The sequence below is a fragment of the Shewanella sp. JNE2 genome, from assembly GCF_023159115.1.
Taxonomy (GTDB): Bacteria; Pseudomonadota; Gammaproteobacteria; order Enterobacterales; family Shewanellaceae; genus Shewanella; species Shewanella putrefaciens.
Window position 1 is genome coordinate 467,326 of sequence record NZ_CP096169.1, and the last position, 18,506, is coordinate 485,831.

General features: G+C 43.7%; 18 protein-coding genes. 6 read left to right on the plus strand and 12 right to left on the minus strand.

The features are described from left to right. From tatB to rraA, 7 genes are all read right to left on the minus strand, one after another. Positions 1–477 carry a Sec-independent protein translocase protein TatB gene (gene tatB / locus MZ182_RS02185; protein ID WP_011790908.1) on the minus strand — a complete coding sequence of 159 codons (477 nt, stop codon included), beginning with the start codon at positions 475–477 and terminating at the stop codon, positions 1–3. Positions 478–484: 7 nt separating this feature from the next. Further along, positions 485–724, minus strand: coding sequence for a Sec-independent protein translocase subunit TatA (gene tatA, locus MZ182_RS02190; RefSeq protein ID WP_011790907.1), 240 nt, complete (start codon positions 722–724; stop codon positions 485–487). 59 nt (positions 725–783) lie between these two features. Next, entirely contained in the window at positions 784–2,433 is a 1,650-nt protein-coding gene (gene ubiB, locus MZ182_RS02195; RefSeq protein ID WP_248068555.1) for a ubiquinone biosynthesis regulatory protein kinase UbiB, read from the minus strand. Next, positions 2,430–3,050: an SCP2 domain-containing protein gene (locus tag MZ182_RS02200; RefSeq protein ID WP_248068558.1), complete on the minus strand. Its 621-nt coding sequence runs from the start codon at positions 3,048–3,050 to the stop codon at positions 2,430–2,432. Before MZ182_RS02200 ends, ubiB begins: the two co-directional genes overlap by 4 nt. Beyond that, entirely contained in the window at positions 3,050–3,805 is a 756-nt protein-coding gene (gene ubiE / locus MZ182_RS02205) for a bifunctional demethylmenaquinone methyltransferase/2-methoxy-6-polyprenyl-1,4-benzoquinol methylase UbiE (RefSeq protein ID WP_011790904.1), read from the minus strand. The genes MZ182_RS02200 and ubiE overlap by 1 nt, the downstream gene beginning before the upstream one ends. A gap of 244 nt (positions 3,806–4,049) precedes the next feature. Continuing rightward, positions 4,050–5,114, minus strand: coding sequence for a formimidoylglutamase (locus MZ182_RS02210; RefSeq protein WP_248068561.1), 1,065 nt, complete (start codon positions 5,112–5,114; stop codon positions 4,050–4,052). 128 nt (positions 5,115–5,242) lie between these two features. Continuing rightward, positions 5,243–5,728, minus strand: coding sequence for a ribonuclease E activity regulator RraA (gene rraA / locus MZ182_RS02215; RefSeq protein ID WP_011790902.1), 486 nt, complete (start codon positions 5,726–5,728; stop codon positions 5,243–5,245). Between the two features lie 324 nt (positions 5,729–6,052). Here rraA and MZ182_RS02220 point away from each other — a divergent pair, with 324 nt between their 5' ends. From MZ182_RS02220 to MZ182_RS02235, 4 genes are all read left to right on the plus strand, one after another. Next, complete coding sequence (locus MZ182_RS02220) at positions 6,053–6,301, plus strand: YgjV family protein (RefSeq protein ID WP_014609726.1); 249 nt, start codon at positions 6,053–6,055, stop codon at positions 6,299–6,301. A 360-nt stretch (positions 6,302–6,661) separates the two neighbouring features. Beyond that, complete coding sequence (locus tag MZ182_RS02225) at positions 6,662–7,174, plus strand: phosphatase PAP2 family protein (RefSeq protein WP_011790900.1); 513 nt, start codon at positions 6,662–6,664, stop codon at positions 7,172–7,174. A 73-nt stretch (positions 7,175–7,247) separates the two neighbouring features. Continuing rightward, positions 7,248–8,288: an MJ1255/VC2487 family glycosyltransferase gene (locus tag MZ182_RS02230; RefSeq protein WP_248068564.1), complete on the plus strand. Its 1,041-nt coding sequence runs from the start codon at positions 7,248–7,250 to the stop codon at positions 8,286–8,288. A gap of 141 nt (positions 8,289–8,429) precedes the next feature. Beyond that, positions 8,430–9,848: a thioesterase gene (locus MZ182_RS02235; protein WP_248068567.1), complete on the plus strand. Its 1,419-nt coding sequence runs from the start codon at positions 8,430–8,432 to the stop codon at positions 9,846–9,848. A 107-nt stretch (positions 9,849–9,955) separates the two neighbouring features. Here the strand turns inward: MZ182_RS02235 and MZ182_RS02240 are convergent, their stop codons facing one another. From MZ182_RS02240 to MZ182_RS02260, 5 genes are all read right to left on the minus strand, one after another. After that, positions 9,956–11,584: a methyl-accepting chemotaxis protein gene (locus MZ182_RS02240; RefSeq protein WP_248068570.1), complete on the minus strand. Its 1,629-nt coding sequence runs from the start codon at positions 11,582–11,584 to the stop codon at positions 9,956–9,958. 205 nt (positions 11,585–11,789) lie between these two features. Then, positions 11,790–12,404, minus strand: coding sequence for a DedA family protein (locus tag MZ182_RS02245; protein WP_011918544.1), 615 nt, complete (start codon positions 12,402–12,404; stop codon positions 11,790–11,792). A gap of 191 nt (positions 12,405–12,595) precedes the next feature. After that, entirely contained in the window at positions 12,596–13,516 is a 921-nt protein-coding gene (locus MZ182_RS02250; protein WP_025008532.1) for a manganese-dependent inorganic pyrophosphatase, read from the minus strand. 136 nt (positions 13,517–13,652) lie between these two features. Continuing rightward, complete coding sequence (locus MZ182_RS02255) at positions 13,653–14,114, minus strand: YhcH/YjgK/YiaL family protein (protein WP_014609729.1); 462 nt, start codon at positions 14,112–14,114, stop codon at positions 13,653–13,655. A 135-nt stretch (positions 14,115–14,249) separates the two neighbouring features. Continuing rightward, positions 14,250–16,643, minus strand: a complete 2,394-nt coding sequence (locus MZ182_RS02260) for a TonB-dependent receptor plug domain-containing protein (protein WP_248068572.1) — start codon at positions 16,641–16,643, stop codon at positions 14,250–14,252. Between the two features lie 312 nt (positions 16,644–16,955). Here MZ182_RS02260 and MZ182_RS02265 point away from each other — a divergent pair, with 312 nt between their 5' ends. Next, entirely contained in the window at positions 16,956–17,531 is a 576-nt protein-coding gene (locus MZ182_RS02265) for an LON peptidase substrate-binding domain-containing protein (protein WP_011790892.1), read from the plus strand. A gap of 53 nt (positions 17,532–17,584) precedes the next feature. Further along, complete coding sequence (locus MZ182_RS02270) at positions 17,585–18,502, plus strand: pseudouridine synthase (RefSeq protein ID WP_248068585.1); 918 nt, start codon at positions 17,585–17,587, stop codon at positions 18,500–18,502. The last annotated feature ends 4 nt before the right edge of the window (positions 18,503–18,506 follow it).

Consider the following 18,506-nt stretch of genomic DNA (forward strand, 5'->3'; position numbering starts at 1 on the left):
TTATCCGTTGGCTTTCGGGTTAGAACTGGTATCCACGCCCTGAGATGGCTCATTGTGAGCGGCGGGAGACGTCAAATGTTGACTTGTCTCTAATGGGGTCGTCGGATTGGTCTGGCTCACTTGAGCTGGACTGTGAATTTGATTATCCGGTGCAGCCGTCCCTTGGGATGAAGAGTCTTGAACTTGATAAGGACGGTTTACGGATTGCGCCGCTTGTTTTAACTGTTCAATGGACTCTTTGAGTTCAGGCGAAAGATTAGATAACCCTTTGCTTTCAGCTTTTTTAAGATCGGCATGTAATTGCTCAATCTTTAGCTCCTGCTCAAGCTCTTCTTTGACTGAGTTGGCCATGCGTTTCATCGCGCGGATCCAACCTGTAACCGAACGTACCGCGACCGGTAAACGTTCGGGGCCAAGAACGACTAGCCCCAAAACACCGATCAGCAGCAGCTCCATAAAGCCGATACCGTCAAACATAATAGAGTTACGCCTGTTCTTTGTTAGACTCAGGTTTCTTTTCAGTCGCCTGTTGAGTTGTTTGCGCTGTTTTAGCTGCTTCGGTATCTTCTAATGCCTTTTTATCTTCTTCTGAAGACATTGCATTTTTGAAGCCTTTAACCGCACCACCTAAATCACCACCCAAAGAGCGTAATTTCTTCGTTCCAAACAATAAGACAACGATTAAGGCAATGATAAGAAGTTGCCAAATACTAATGCCACCCATGAAGGTATCCTCTTAATTGAAATCGGTTCTATTATGAACCTCTGATTAATTAGTGCTAGCTAAAATTTACGATTCTTTGGCCTAGATCGCCATCCGATGAACCACATAAGTACGCCTGAAGTTAAGCATACGTAAGGGAACCACAGTGTAGCGTCTTGGTTGAATAATAACGTGCCACAGATCAATAAAACCGCAGAAGTGATAAGCATGTAATTGCTTTTATGAGCTTGCTGCTGATGTTTCAGATACTTATCTAGCATTTGTTGCTGAGAACTCAGCAATTTCCTGCCTAACTTAAGGTTGTCGTAAATTAGTTCAGGGAATTCAGGTAGTTTATCAGACCAATATGGCAGTTTTGTGGATACCTTTTTAAACATCGCTTTAGGCCCCACTTGCTCAGCCATCCAATGTTCTAAAAAGGGTTTCGCGGTTTGCCATAAGTCCAACTGTGGGTAAAGCTGGCGTCCGAGACCTTCGATATAAAGTAAGGTTTTTTCCAGTAATACCAGTTGTGGTTGTACTACGATATCGAAGCTGCGTGCTGTGCGAAAGAGTTCTAATAGCACGTGGCCGAAGGATATTTCATCGAGTGGTTTGTTAAACATAGGTTCACAAACTACTTTGATTGCTTGTTCGAAAGCCTGTAGATCCGTTTTTTCTGATACCCAACCTGACTCAATATAAAGTTGGGCGATTCGGTGGTAATCGCGATTAAAGAATGCGAGGAAGTTTTCTGCCAGATAGCGCTTATCGACTTCGCTGAGTGTGCCCATAATGCCGCAGTCTAGGCCTATGTAGTAAGGATTCTCGGGATGGTCGCGGGAGATAAAAATATTCCCCGGATGCATATCTGCATGGAAAAAATTATCGCGGAACACTTGGGTAAAAAATAGCTCAACCCCGCGTTCTGCTAGTAATTTAAAGTTTGTACCTTGTGCTTTTAGGGCGGCAATATCGGAGACTGGGATGCCGTAAATGCGCTCCATTACCATTAAACGCGGGTAACAAAACTCTTCATAAACATAAGGGACATAAAGTGCATCTGAGTTGAGAAAGTTATTGCGTAACTTTATTGCATTTAAGGCTTCTAGCTTCAAATTCAACTCGCCTAAAATGGTGACTCGATAGTCCTCAATCACTTCAGCTGGGCGTAAGCGATTACCTTCACCAAGAAAATATTCAAGCAGATTAGCAGTTTGTGACATCAACTGTAGGTCGGCCAGAATTTTAGCCTCTACATTAGGGCGGAGCACTTTCAATACTACGGCTTTACCATTTGATTTGAGCGTCGCGGTATGAACTTGGGAAATAGATGCAGAGGCCAATGGCGTTTCATCAAAGTCATCAAACAAAGATTCAATCGATGCTTTTAACTCGGCTTCAATTGCTTTGCGAGCGAGCACACCATCGAAGGGAGGGACTTTGTCCTGGAGCATGGCTAACTCAATGGCCCATTCATCACTCAATAAATCGCGCCGGGTTGAGAGCATTTGTCCGAGCTTAATATAAACAGGGCCGAGCTCTTGCATTGCCAGTTTTAAGCGTTCACCACCGGGTTTGCTTTTATGTTTATTACGTATCCAAAATAAGCTGCTACGAGCGAGTGTAAAGTACCAAGGGGTCATCTTTGGCGGCAGGACTTCATCTAACCCGTATTGAAGCAGGGTTTTTATGACGTGGTAACCGCGGCGGATACTGGTAAGGGTCATGGCTTAATGTGGTCTCTTAATTGGATTATTCGCTGTTCAAGGGCAAGAGTATCACTGACTAAATCATCCAGTTGATCGCGAAAATGAACTAATTCAATTTTGTGTGGTGCGAGGCGATACTCTTCAACTGCAAGTTGACCTAAATGGGAGCGAGTTTTGCGTAAAACATCGAGGGCAAAATTCTTTGCCTGATGGCCTGTACTGATGAGTTTATGGGTGGCGGCATCACCTAAGTAGCGTGATATGGGCTCCGCAAAATCAAACTCTATACCACGTAGATATTGGCTAAAACTTTGTAATAAATTGAGGTCGCCCTCTAGTTTGAGTTTATCCTGTTTAATTAATTCGGTTAAGTTAGCCCCTTCCGTCACACGGTAAAGTGTCGTTGCATCGGCATGTAGACTGACATCGACCTCGCCTTCGTAGTGGCTGAGTACTTGGATCTCTTTGGCAAAGATCAAATAAATCGGCCAGCTAAGTTGTGATAATTGGATGCGAAATACTTTTCCATGTAGATTGCGTCGGCGCGAATAATCACCGCCCGCTTGGGCCTGAAGCTTTTTCAGGCCTGTTTCAATTGCAGCGCAGGCAAGTAACACAACTTCTTGCGGCATCATTAGAACTTATAACCACGGTGCAATGCGACAATGCCGTCGGTCATGTTGGTGTAGTCGACTTGTTCGAAGCCTGCATCAACCATCATTTGCTTCAGAGTATCTTGATCTGGGTGCATGCGAATCGATTCCGCCAAATATTCATAGCTATCTGCATCTTTAGTGATGAGTTCACCCATCTTAGGTAAGACTTTGAAGCTATATAAATCATACACTTTACGCATGATTTCATGCTGAGGCTTAGAAAACTCTAACACCAATAACTTGCCACCGGGCTTAAGCACGCGGTTCATTGAACGTAGCGCCGCATCTTTATCGGTCACGTTACGTAGACCAAAGGCGATGGTAATAATGTCGAAGTGGTTATCGGGAAACGGCAGTGCTTCTGCATTCGCTTGTACATAACTGACATTGTTGACTATACCTTTATCGCGCAGCTTAGTGCGGCCGACTTTCAGCATCGAATCGTTAATGTCGGCTAACACCACTTCACCTTTATCGCCCACTAAGTGAGAGAATTTTGCAGTTAAATCGCCTGTGCCGCCTGCTAAGTCTAAGACTTTCATACCAGGGCGAGCACCAGAAACCTCAATGGTATGACGCTTCCAGAAACGGTGGATGCCGAAGGACATTACATCGTTCATGATATCGTACTTAGCGGCAACAGAATGAAACACGCCGGCAACGAGTTCGGCTTTTTTATCGGCCTCTACAGTTTTGTAACCAAAGTGGGTACTTTTAGATTCGCCCTCAGACATCAATGTGTTCCTATTGTTTTGCAATGTATTAGCTGCGAGTGTATGCCATCGCCTGCATTTGCTGAATCTTTGATCTATCACTCTGTGATCGAGTTAGTAAACTAACGTCAGTGTCTTTGTTTACGCCACTTGGTATAGCACAACAAGTTATGTGCCTACGACCACATAAAACGGACAGGCATTAGACCACAATATCAAGATTTGTTGAATAGCTTAGCGTGTAGTTAGACGTTACCTGCACATGTTATTGTGCCAAATATTGTATGCGGCCTTGAACATAGGCATAAATAAGTTCACTTAGGCTTTGACCTACATCCCTAAATCCAGCTTCTATGCCTGCCTCGTGACAGATCGGTGCCGCTTCAGCTAAATGCAAATAAGCACAAGGGCAGTGACGGGCGATATAATTGACATAATGCGCAGCATCGAGCAGCGGCACACCTGCTGCAGTTGAGGCGCTACTAGGCATTTTAGCGATAGCGTCGACGTCGAGTTCTAAGCCTACGGGTAAACCTGTGTTATTGAGTTTGGTCGCAATCTCAAGCAAGGCTTGGTTGAGGCTGATTTCGCGGCGAACCCAAATCTGTTGCAAGCTATGCCAAGTGCCGCCAAATTCAGTGAGCTGGCTTAGGTTTGTTTCGCTGTTTTTTAACTCGTGCAATCCCAGTACATGGTAACAACCTAAGGCGCCACGGTCGGCAGCATAGCTAAAGCCATTGCCGCTGTGACGACCTTCAAGCAGACGAAAATCCGAATGGGGATCGAGATTCACCGCCGCGACTTGGCGCTGATAATGGCCGTAGGTTGCCATCAACAAACCATAGGCATTGTTATGGCCACCACCGATGAGTATGGGTTCTAAACCCGCTTTTAAAATTGCACTGACGATACGGATCACGCGCTCATCGAGTTGTTCTACCGCATCGCGTAATTCATCTAAGGTGACGTCATTGTTAGCTGTTGTATTGCTCGTGGTTTGTTGCTGCAGATCGGCGGTGTTAACTTGGCCTAGCACTAGGCATTCGGCGCCGGAAAGGAAACGATTCGATTGCAGGTTGAGCCATTGCTGCATACTGGTTGTGAACGCATCTGTTGCACCGCTGCGGCCGAAGTTAGCACGTGGCCCTATGTCCTCACCGACACCCAAAATTGCAAACTGAGCACCATGAGCTTTGGCTGTGTGAAGAATCACATCTAAAGTATGCTCTTGATTTGCAGTATGCACACATTGACCTAGCTTGGTTTCACCTGCTCTTGAGTTGACAAGCATCGCAACATCGGCATGAGTAAAAGGAATAAATTCGGGCATATGATTATTCTTATTGAGCCAAAGATAACTTATTGTGACGTAGGCTAGGGCGGTTATTCAATGGTCATTGGATAAAATAGATAATAAAAAAAGCCAGCTTAGCTGGCTTTCATCAAACAGTACTTAGACTACTCAATATCGAGTGGTTCAGGTGATAAAATAATACCAGTGTTATCAGCATAGATATGATCACCTGGTAAGAAAGTCACGCCGCCAAAATTGACGGGAATTTCGACTTCACCTACGGAGTTACCATCTGCACCCACTGGAATCGAGGCTAGAGCCTGAATGCCAATGTCTAATTCTTCTAGTGCATCCACATCGCGTACAGAACCGTAAACGATAATGCCTTCCCAGTTGTTGCTAACCGCAAGCTCTGCGATAGCGCCATCGATAAGAGCACGGCGTAATGAGCCGCCGCCATCGACGAGTAAGACTTTACCTTGGCCATCTTCTTGTAAGACTTCGGTAATTAGGCCGTTGTCTTCAAAGCACTTAATGGTGCTAATAGAACCGCCAAAAGAGCTACAACCACCGTAGTTACTGAACATGGGCTCGACTACATCTACGACATCTAAGTACATGTCACATAGTTCTGAGGTGTTGTATTCCATATTTACACTCCTATTGATCCGCGTTGCGTACAGTTTAGCGAGTTTACGCCAGTATAAAAGGGATTATTGAAAAGAAAAGTGTTATCAATCACGGTATTGTTGCCATTAGCTCGTTAACACTTTAGTGGTAAAGTTTCTTCATATAATCGGAATTCAAGCCAAAAACTTGATATTAGTCATTAAATAACGGTTTTTTATTACAACTCTGTTGCGTGATTTGTTATTATATCCCAAGTTTAAATTAACTTACTTAACTTAATTTGCTTTAGGGGCATGGACCCCCCGTTATGCTTATGGACGGTAGAGGGCCTTCGAGAGGTGCCTGTGGAAGCTATAAATACGATTGAAATTATTGGTTATTTTGCCTCTGTAATGGTGGCAATCTCTCTAATGATGAAGAATATCATTTGGTTACGCTGGTTGAATTTTGTGGGATGTACACTCTTTGTTATCTATGGTGTGTTTATTTCAGCTTGGCCAGTAGCAGGGATGAATGCGTTTGTTGCCTGTATTAACATTTATCATTTGACGAAAATTTACCGTGCTAAGGCAAATCCAAACGCCATAGCCTAAATTTTATCGAGACGTGTTGTTCTAAACTTGAGGCATATCAATTTAGAACAACACTCCTTCGTTATTCCCACCGCTTATTTCAGCAAATCACTGCTAATCGGTTATTTCAGCGCACCAACGGTCATTATTGTCATAAAACTTTAGGCTAGATGTCACAGAGGCGTCATAGCGATTTTTTAGTCTCATTTTAACAACATCGTACTTGAGTTGGTGTTATATGAGCATCAAGACAAGTATTAAAAACCAAGCCTCAAAGCAAAGAATCTATTACTGAATTTGAGCATTTTAGTAAAGCGACACAGAGAATGCGGATTCACATTGCAGTAAAACTCGCTGGTATACCAGCAAGGAGCCTGTTTTATGTTGAGTTACATTGCAGACTTAGATAAGCGATTTTTTTGTTGTATTGTCGCCTTTACTGATCGCCATGGTCTTTATGCCTATGCCAAGCGACTATCTGCGAGTGGCGATGGACATCTGTACTTGTATTTATCTGTAGGTTTGATGTTGGCTCATTCTCAGGGGCAGGCGCTATTCAATTTAATGTTAGTGAGTTTTCTGGTTGAATTGCCGCTGTATTTATTATTGAAAAATAGCATTCGGCGAACTCGTCCATGCCACGCCTTAGTGGGGTTTGAAAGTGGCTTTGAGCCATCGGATCGTTTTAGTTTGCCATCTGGCCATACGGCAGCGGCCTTTATCATGGCGACAAGTGTGGCGCAGATTTATCCCGTTGCCGCTCCCGCAGCATATTTATGGGCGCTAGGTGTTAGTTGTTCGCGTGTTGCATTAGGAGTGCACTATCCCTTAGATATCATGGCCGGGGCTTCACTAGGGGCTGGAGTTGTATTACTCGTTCATCAACTGATTTAACTCACATCCTATTAAATGTACCACTTCATTTTATTACCAACATCTTTCATATTTATTGGTTAAAGGATAACGAATGCGAATACTCTACGGAGTTCAAGGCACAGGGAATGGCCACTTAAGTCGTGCTCGAGTGATGGCTAAGGCGCTGATGGAGCAAGATATTAAAGTGGACTTTTTATTCTCTGGGCGTAAGCCGGATCAATACTTTGATATGCAATGTTTTGGTGATTATCGTGTGCAAACAGGAATGACGTTTGCGACTCATTCTGGGCGGCTTAATTTGCCACAAACGGTGAGACAGAACTTATCACTATCCTTAATGAAAGATATTCAAGCTTTAGATTTAAGTTGTTACGATCTGGTTCTTAATGATTTCGAGCCTATTTCTGCTTGGGCTGCACGGCGTCAAGGCGTGCCATCAATTGGCATTAGCCATCAAGCTGCGCTGATCCATCCTGTGCCTAAAATGGGGAATACTTGGCTTAACGAGTTGTTGCTTATGTACTTTGCGCCTGTGGATGTGGCGCTCGGTTGCCATTGGCACCATTTCGGGTTTCCGATATTGCCCCCCTTTGTTGAGGTCGTTCCCTGTTCTTCTGAGCATACTCACCAAATCCTTGTGTACTTACCCTTTGAAGATGTGGATACGATAGCCAGTTTTCTGGCTCCTTTTTCTGACTATCAGTTCTTGGTGTATCACAGCCAGCAACCTCAGGTGCAAACAGCCAAACATATCCAATGGTATGGCTTTAACCGTGATGGTTTTAAGCAACATCTAGCGAGTTGCGGCGGCGTGATTGGTAATGCAGGGTTTGAACTTGCCAGCGAGGCGTTAACATTAGGGAAAAAACTATTGGTAAAACCTTTGATTGGGCAGTTTGAACAGTTATCAAATGTGGCCGCATTACAATTGCTTGCCGCCGCAGATAGCATGATGACGCTTGATATTTATGTGCTAAAGCGTTGGCTTAAAGCGGCATCACCAAATCCGATTGCTTATCCTCAGGTGGGGGATACTCTCGTGAAATGGCTTCGAGGTGGTGATTGGCATCATAGCCAACCATTATGCCAAGAGCTATGGGCACAAGTGGCACTTCCAGACACATGGCGTTAACCCTGTGTTCGATTGACATGAAAAGTAGGTGAGACACTAGCTGGCTTTATGGGCTTAGCGTATAATTTGGGCAATTTTGCTGTTAGCCCCTTTCAGCACGTCTATGTTGGCCTAGTCTGGCCGTTGATTATGTTGTTATAAATGAGCCTCAAGAAGTTTACTCAGTACAAGCTACTGTTTTTAATGTTGTTATCTCTTTGTATTTTACTTCCTTTTATTCCAGATCAGGCTTATCACATTCCCGGTCCCGATATCGCGGAGCAAAATTTTCATGTTATTGAGTTTAATGATCAAGGCCAAGCTCATGATGATAGACAGTGGCAAGGTTTACGGGATCGTATTTTACAACCCAATAACGATATCGCTCCTGAGTTGCTAATTTTCGTTCATGGCTGGCACCATAGTGCTAATCCAAAAGATGAAAATTTTGTGGCGTTTGAACAATTTTACCGACAAATGGCGGCATCAGATAAACAACGTAACTTATTGGGTCTTTATATTGGTTGGCGTGGCGATAAATATGATCCTTTCTGGCTCGACGGCTCGGACGATGCAACCAGTCAAATTGAACCCATAGATTTTCCGACGATTTTGCAACGTAAACGAGTGGCTAAACGCATTGGTCAGCAGGGATTGTCGCAGTTATTTGATAAGCTAGATGGCTTAGTCTCTAATCATCAATTACTGCGTTATACCGTTATAGGCCATAGCCTAGGCGGTTCAGTTGTATTACACGCCAGTAAGGATCGTATTAAAGCTGCAATTGATAATGGCCAAGATAATCCCAATTTATTTTTGTTGTTAAACCCCGCTGTGCCTGCGAAGGATTACCAACCTTTAGATAAGTTAGTGAGTTTGGATAGGCAAAAACCGAGTATGGTTGTGCTGCAATCTAAGGGGGATTTTGCGGTAAAAGAAGCTTTCAATTATATCAAGGATGGCGAGCGTGCTGTGGGTAACTCTTGGGCAATTACCCATGATATCGATAAATGTTCTGGTGGAAACTGCAATACCCCAATAAAGATGCCTTCGGCACTGATGGCTCACGATAAAATTCCTGGCTGTATGATGACTCTTGCCAATTCAGGTTGGAAAATTCGCGCTCGCTTACAGGCTCGTCGCAGCGTACAAACCTGTCCCGATGCTAATATGCAGGCAGTGTGGGTGTTGGCTGTGTCGGATGAGATTGTCTCTGGGCACAATGGTATTCTCACAGCGGATCATGCCAAAGCCTTGTCTGAAGTGATGAGTATGATTGATTTGTATCGAAATCAATTACCTAAACATGCGGTTGAAAGTCCAGCCAACCAAGATCTCGGCGCGCTAACGCCAGAGTCTGGAGCAGTAGTCTCTGCGGAAGGTGAAATAGCCGTACCAGAGGAGCCTGTTGTTATCGTTGAACCTTTACCAAATGAGCAAAGTTCAGACTCTCAGCGTCAAGATGAATCTCCTATTACCGAAGTGCCACCAGTGCCAATCATTGATTCTGAGCCAGACTCAACGTCTGAGAGTCAGCCTGAGGAAGACATCAAACCTCGACCTGAGACTAAAGACATGTAAGCCATCTAGGGAAAGTGCTAATGGCTTAAGGATATGTTCAGTATCAAGCCATAACCACCAGATTGTACTTGATGTTATCTGTCAATCTGGTGGTCGTTTAAACGAGATTATGCTGTTTTAAACTGCTTAACATTTTGCTCTAATGTTTTTGCCAGTACTTCAAGTTTTTGACTTGCAATGGTAATTTTACTGGCTTGTTCCTCTGCGAGCGAGGCGGAATGAGTAATTTGGCTAAAGTTACGATTGATTTCTGATGCCACGACGGACTGTTCTTCCGCAGCAGTGGCGATCTGAGTGTTCATATCGCTTATTTTGGTGACTGATAGATTGATTGCATACAATGAATCACCTGCAGATTTGGCTTGTTCGACACTGATTTCAGCCTGAGTCTTACCTTCATTCATCACGGCGACAGCATTTATTGAGTTGCTTTGCATCTTCTCAATAACCGTTTGTACTTGCCCTGTGGATTCTTGCGTGCGGCGTGCTAGATTTCGAACTTCATCGGCAACCACGGCAAAGCCACGGCCTTGCTCCCCAGCTCTTGCTGCTTCAATTGCGGCATTGAGTGCGAGTAAATTTGTTTGCTCTGCAATGCTTTGAATCACTTCTAATACTGAACCAATTTGACGGCTATCCTCTGATAAATTGTTAATAATCACAGCAGCTTCGCTAACTTTGTCTGCAAGTTTATTAATACTTGACTGAGTTTTGCTCACTTCATTTTGCCCTGCATTGAACTCATTCATTGCCGTTTGTGCTAAAACGGCGGCATCACTGGTGTGATTTGCAACCTCAGAAACGGTCGAAGACATCTGGTTTATTGCTGTAGCACCCTGCTCTGTGGCGGCTTTTTGATTACTGATTAAATCTTCATTGTACTTTGCTGTCAGTAATAATTCGTTTGATGCTGAAAGTAGTTCGCTGGCAGCCTTTATTGAATTTTTAGTGATCCCTGACATATGGTCAGTTAAATCTTTAAGTGCACTTAAAATACTTTCGGAAGTATGGAATTTAACTTGTGTCGTTAAATCACCTGATGCGATTTCTTTTATAACAAAAGCCGCATATTCAAGCTCGCCACCGACAAGTTTTTTTAATCGATTAACGGTACTAATCGCCACAAGGGAGCCGATAATAATCGCAATAGTGGTCACAACGAGCATGATCCACTGGAAACTGTTTGTTTGTTCACGTGCCGAGGCAACTTGATGTTGTATTGCTTCTTCTTGATAATCAATTAACTTATTAATTCGTTTAAGCCATTCACTGTAGGCAGGTGAAACTGTGGTAATCAAATAATCGGTTGCTTCGGCTTGACGGCCATTATTGATCATACTGAGCAAGTTTTCGGTTAATGATAAGGTTGAAGCCTCTATTTCTTTGATTGACCGTAGTAGGTTTTGTTCTTCTGGTGTGTGCTTTACCTTTGCATACATGGCATCTAATGTAACTGCCGCTTTCTGGTAGTACTCATTCAGACGAACAATGTCATTTTGGTGTAATTTTGATTTATCGTTATCTTTGGCTAAAACGACATCTCTAATGGAAATAGCCCTATCATGCACGCTACCACGGAAGTTAATGGCTTGGCGTTGTTCTACAGCCGTTTGCTCGGACAGTTCAGTCAAATTTTCATCAGCTATGCTGATTTTGAACAAGCCAAAGAGTGTGATACCAAGCATGATCAATAGCAGCACAGCGAAGCCTGAATACAAACGTTTTATTACATTCATTAATAACACCTTATTTTGATATTAGGTTTCTTGCCATATCTGATGTTTAGTATACGTAAAGTGACTACTTTAGATCACTAAAAGACCAAATTAACTAATTGATTCAGGTCAATTTCAGGTCGAAAATGGGTTTAACCTTTAAATGAACCTGTAGTTATCATGCCAGTTTATTCTAGTGTTCAGGTAAACATTTATCATAAACAGGTTATTGTGGATTTTTGGTCTGCCACTTTCGCCAAGTAAGCAGGATAAGTACGGCAAGTATCAAGCTGACACCTGCCCATGTTGGATATTTATGCTGGTGGTAGAATGCCAATATTGGTGTTATCTCATCACGGATAATGGCGGGGCCAAGACCAAATATACTTACCCAAATACTGGTGGCAAGACAGTTACCTACTACAAACTGTTTCAGCGGCATTTTTGCCAGTCCGCAGCCGATAAACATGAATTGTTTTAAGCCTTCGATAAAACGACTCAGGATTAATGCTGCTATACCATATTGACCGATAACGCTGTGGATCTTGTCTTCTAATTGTGGTTTTATCCAGCCTTTGTTCAGTAACACCTCCCCGAAGCGCCAACCGATATAATACCCAAAGCTATTCCCGCAAAGTGCACCACAAGCGGCCACCATCAAAACAGCAGATAATGACATTTGACCTGTAGCGGCTAATAAACTGGCGACGATTAATAGGGATTGCCCCGGAGCAGGAATGCCAAATCCTTCGACCGCGATAGCGATAAACAGTAAGACATAACCATATTCTTGTAGCCATGGCGTGAGCTCACTCATGATATGTTGTAATGCATCAGGCATAGGGAAAAGGTTTAATATTAACTTGGAATATGTAGCATCATACAAGTGAAGCGCTAAGACTGAATAGGTTTATGAGCAAAGTTTCATGCTTGCTATATCTGATTATGCACAAGGGGTTTAGCAGTAAATATCTGATTGGTTGAAATACAAAAGGCCGAACTCAGTTCGGCCTTTTGTATCGCGCATCGCGATTAAGCGAATGCAGCTTGTAGTTGCGGCACAACTTGCTTCTTACGGCTTAATACACCGTCTAACCATACTTTGCCATCAACTGGGGTTTTACCATAAGCGCGGTTAACCAGATCGGCATCGTCAGAAACCACTAACAACTCAGAGCCTTCTTTCATAATATCGGTCAGCAGTAACAATACGCTGTGACGGTTGCCTTCAACTTTCAGTGCTTTGATATCGGCTTCCAGTTCAGCTTTGATTGTATCAAATACAGACAGATCGATGACTTCTAGCTGGCCGATACCGACTAAGTGACCATTCATGTTGAAGTCTTTAAAGTCGCGCATAACGAGATCGCGTGCAGGCGTGCCTTCAACGGCAGATTTTACTTTGAACATTTCCATGCCCAGTGCTTTAAAATCTTCAATGCCCGCAATTTCAGCTAAGGCTTCAACGCAGCGAATGTCCGCTGTGGTGCAAGTGGGTGATTTGAAAATCACAGTGTCGCTCAAAATGGCGCACATCATAATGCCAGCAATGTTTTTAGGAATGGCGACTTGGTAAAAGTCGTACATCATCTTGATTACTGTGTTGCTGCAACCGACTGGGCGGATCCAACATTCTAATGGGGTATCTGTTGTCAGATCGCCTAATTTGTGATGATCAACGATACCGACAATTGTCGCCTTAGCGATATCGTCTGGTGCTTGAGTCAGTTCAGAGTGGTCAACAATATAGACCTGCTCGCCTGCATAGCTGGTTTTGTATTCTGGCGCTTCAAAGCCGAAACGCTCTAAAATAAAAGCCGTTTCTGGCGATAACTCACCTAAACGTGCGGCAACGGCTTCTTCACCGATTTGGTTTTTTAAATAAGCTAAGGCGATAGCACCGCAGATTGAATCAGAATCGGGAATTTTGTGACCGACAACGTAAATGGGCATTTCAGGGACTCTCCTTTAAATTTGTGACAATTTTAGCAATATTTGGCCTTAATCGGAAATAGCCAAAGCGCATATCACTCTGGCTTTAAGCTGCTATTACGCTAAAAGATATTGAACTTGAATTTGGGCAATAGGCTTACACTTTGACTTTTATCACGACCTTGCGTACTGCGGTCGCAGGATGCCCTGTACCGGGCATATGTATGTCGCCAGGGAAAAATAGCGCAAACATGCCCGCTTTGAGTTTGATATAAGAGGCATTTTCTTTATTTGACTCGTAATCAAATCCCGCATAATCATGTTTTTCAAAATAGGGTTTTGAGGGAGTCTGATCGACTAAAGGCAAGTAACCAAACTCTTCTTCTCCGCTGAAAACATATTGCACGTCGATATATTTTTGGTGCACTTCAAAGGATTCAGTTGATTGATGTTTTGTGTGGTAGTCGTTAACTATCACAAAAATATCATCTCCATCGAGAGGGTAATTTCCCACAGGTAGCTGACTAAAGTCAGTCGTTGCTAAATGCTCCAGCGCACTCGCAATACGGGGATTTAGGGTTTGATAAATATGACGGTTAGCTAAAGTATCAACGATCATCTGTTACTCGATATGGCAGAAGGGAAATGGATAAATTATGGCTGATTATAATCAGATCCCTTTGGTTTAGACATCAAGTTTAAAGATAAAACAACAGGCCATGGAATGGCCTGTTGTTATGAAACGATGAACTCATTAGTAAGTGTATTTGGCTTCTAAGAAGTAGTAGCCACCATTAAAGCCAAAGGGGGTATTGGTTAATGGGTAGACGAAGATACCATTGAAGTTATTGTTATCTGGTCGTTTTTCTGGATACACATCAAACAAGTTTTGCACCCCAGCGGTAAAGCTTAGCGCATCAGTGGCGGCGTATCTTACCGACAGATCCATTACCCATTGATCGCTATAGTTTACATCGCCCGTTGAATAACCTTCACTATAGTCACCAAAGTAGTTTAAGCGAACATTGGTTTTAAAGTCCCCTAACTCATGGGTTAGCCCAATACTGCCCGTGTTATGCGGCGTAGCAGACGTCATGCGGGTTCTTTCTATACCATCAAAGAGTTTCTTTTCTAATCCGCCTAAAATAGACGGCAGATTGATGTCTTGGATCTCGGTTTTATTATAGGCATAGGCTAAATTCGCCCGTAAATCGCCCCAAGTGCCAATATCAATATCTTGGCTAACAACGAGATCGACCCCGCGAGTGCGGCTATCGACGGCATTGACGAAAAATCGTGCTGAATCGGCATTGGTGCCCGCAAGTGCCGCTGCAACCGCAGGGCTATCAGTCGCTCTTAGGGAGCCAGATAAGATGATGCGATCATCAATCTCGATTTGGTAAGTGTCGAGTGTTACCGCGAGGCCAGAGTCATTGGTATAAACAAGACCGAGACTAAATGATTGCGATATTTCAGGTTCTAGTTCGTTAATTCCAAGCGCCTTTGTCACTGGTGATAAGGTGTTGAAGGTGCCTGATTCAACTGGAACTAGCTGGCCTGTCACAGGATCGGGATTAAATAGGGTTGATATGTTGCTGAAGTACAGTTGTTGTACGCTTGGCGCTCTAAAGCCTGTATTGATAGTGCCACGCAGGGCTAAGTTGTCGGTAAAATCATAACGACCCGCTAACTTCCAGCTTGTATTGCCACCAAAGTCAGAATAGTTTTCGTAGCGCAGCGCCGCAGCCCAATAAAACTCGTTGGTTAGCTGGTTTTCAAGTTCGGCATAAATGCCTGTATTATCGCGTGTTTCATTGACCTCGGACTCAGGGGTAAAACCGGTGAAACCTTGGCTACCGGGTGCTTTACCATTGTAGCCACCATTGATATAGGAGCCTTCTTCTCCGGCTTCAATTTCATAACCGTTTTGACGCCATGAAATCCCCGTCGCAAACAGAATTTCAGAATCGTTCACAAAGGCAAAATAGCGAGAAATATCTAAATTGATATTGGTTTCACGGGTAGCCAATGTTCCAGCATCGAATTCAGTAGGACTTTCAGGACCTAATGAAGCATTTAACGTATTGACGATATTATAGTTGAATGAGTTTTTACCATATCCCACAGAGGTATCAATATCCCAATCACTTAGATTGAATTCATAGCCTAGGGTAAGAGAAGAATCGATAATTTTGGGGTTAATTTGCGGTAAAAAACCGTCGGGATACACTTCGGGTAAGTTACGGGCATCGAGAGCTAAACGGTAAAAGGCCCCTGATTTAGTCTCACGTTGACTGATGCCGCCAAAGGCATACAGTTTTCCATCAGTAGAGATAGGCTGAGCCGCATTGATAAATAAACCGACATTATCATATTCGGCATCACCAACCTGGTGGCTCTTACGGTTAAATGTCGCTTCGCGCGGATCGTCAGAACCATCTGCTAGTTTAGGGTATTGCTGCCGTGGATCGAGTCCTGCGCGGTTTGTGCTGTCTTTGTGATGCGCTTCTAGGGCGACATTCACAAAGCCATCATTGCTTAAACTGATCCCATGGTTAACGCCTACACGCCATTGCTCACCGTCACCTTGGTAGGTTTGTCCGGCTTGCGCCGAGACGCTACCACCTTGATCGCTGTCCTTGAGTACCACGTTAATCACGCCGGCAATCGCATCTGAACCGTATTGCGCTGAGGCACCATCTCGGAGAATTTCAATGCGTTTTATCGCTGTCATTGGAATCGCATTTAAATCGACGTTAGAGGAGCCTTTTCCCATAGTGCCGCTTAAATGTACTAGGGCAGAACCATGGCGACGCTTGCCATTTACGAGTACTAAGGTGTGGTCTGGCGACAGGCCGCGTAAGCTCGCGGGGCGAACCGCATCTGAACCGTCAGTCACCGAGGAGAATGGAAAGCTATAGCTTGGCGCCGCAAATTGCAGCGCTTTCGCGGTTTCCGTCATACCTGTTGATTCGAGTTGTTCAGCTGTGATGATATCGACAGGGGCAACACTGTCGGTTGCCGTGCGCAAGGCAATACGTGAGCCGATAACTTCAATTTTTTCAACGGCAGCGTGTTGTGAATCTGCTTGTGCGGCAGACATAGTCAATGTAGATGATACTGCTAATGCGATAACGGCTAGACGCATACAACCTCTCAATAATGTATATATAAAACAACAATTAGACCGAACGAAGGTTAACACCATAACAATTGTTACATTTAGACGGATATGTACTAACTCAGAGCGGACTGTTCTAAATCGATATAAATGAATATGTTGTCGGGAGTCATCCTTAAGACACTTTTAAAAAGTGGAGGTGTTTCTGGTTACACAAATCGGGTGGATGCTTTTTTACTTGCTTAGGAAGGAAATTATTTCTACTGCTACACTCTAAGTTAATAGGGAATGTAGGTGAGTTACTGATCATTTCCTTTTATTTCAGGGCGGGAGGTTGCTATGCAAACACGAGAAATGGCGTTAATCATACGCGATGCCTTGTTACTGCCACAGGGAAGGATTGAAGTTAGAGTGGTGGAGCCCGGTTATTTGCGAATGGTGGCAGATGTGCTTAAAGGGAAATATGATTTAGCCTTTGCTGCGGCAAATCCACGTGGAAATCCGCCCTGTTATCCTACTGCGACTCAGTGCAATATTATTGATTTTAATCAGTTAGAGGATGATTCTCTTAGCATTGTGCTCGAAGGGCGACAAAGGGTAAATATACTTTCAGCTGCGCAGGCTAAAGATAAAGTCTGGATGTCGCGTACCTTACCTTGTCGTAATTGGCGGCATGAGCCAATCAAAGGTGAGTTTGAATTAATTAGCGCCGCTCTAGAGCAATTCTATGAGGTTAACCCCGCGCTCTTGGAGCTTTATGCCCAAGTGCATTTAGAAGATGCGGCTTGGGTCAGCCAGCGTTGGCTTGAGGTTTTACCTATGTATAACAAAGATAAATTAGTGTTGGTCAATCAACCAGATTGCCATAAGACACTGGATTTTGTATTACAACTGATCAAGTCGCATGTAGACTGAAAAAGCCTATAAACGCTAGAATAGCGGCTTATCAATAGCCGCTTTTTTTCGATATGACCTTAACTGTCCGCGCCGCTCAACCTTCCTATGTAGTACTGCCCCGGAATATTACCGATACGCCGACAGTATTTGCGTTTCTTTCGACACACTTTGCGCGTATCGGTGAAGAGGTTTGGCGTGAGCGTATTCTCGATGGCAAAGTGCATTGGCAGGATGGCAGTTTGATCGCGCTAGATACGCTTTACCGTCCAATGGCGAGGGTATATTACTATCGCGAAGTACCTGTTGAGACAAAAGTCCCCTTTGAAGAACAGATTCTATTTCAAGACGATAACCTTATCTTGGCCTATAAACCGCATTTTTTGCCTGTAACGCCTAGTGGTAATTATGTGAATGAGTGTTTAGTACATCGATTGAGGCTGCGAACGGGCATCGAGACCATTGCTCCGGCCCATAGATTAGACCGTGAAACCGCAGGAGTGATTTTGATGACAATTCAGCCTGAAACACGTCATCTTTATCATCAACTTTTTGTCGATAATGCCATTTGTAAGAATTATCAGGCCATTGCAAAACTCACACCTGGAATTATTGAGCAATACCAAAAAGGCCATTTAACTTTGCCACTGCATTGGACGGTAAAAAATCGTATGCAGCCAGGTGATCCGAGTTTCACGATGCAAGTGGTTGAAGGTGAAGCGAATAGCCATTCTGAAATCAGTTTGGTGGCGATAAAAGACGACTTAGGATTATTCCATTTAAGCCCGATTACGGGAAAAACGCATCAACTAAGAGTGCATATGCTAAGTCTAGGTATGCCATTGTTAAACGACAGATTTTATCCAAAATTACAGCCCAAAGGTCCAGATAATTTTGCTACACCGTTAAAGTTAATGGCCCAACGTTTGCGGTTTGTGGATCCTGTGAGCGGTATTCACCACAATGCTCAGTGCAATGGGTTTGAGTTTTAAAATC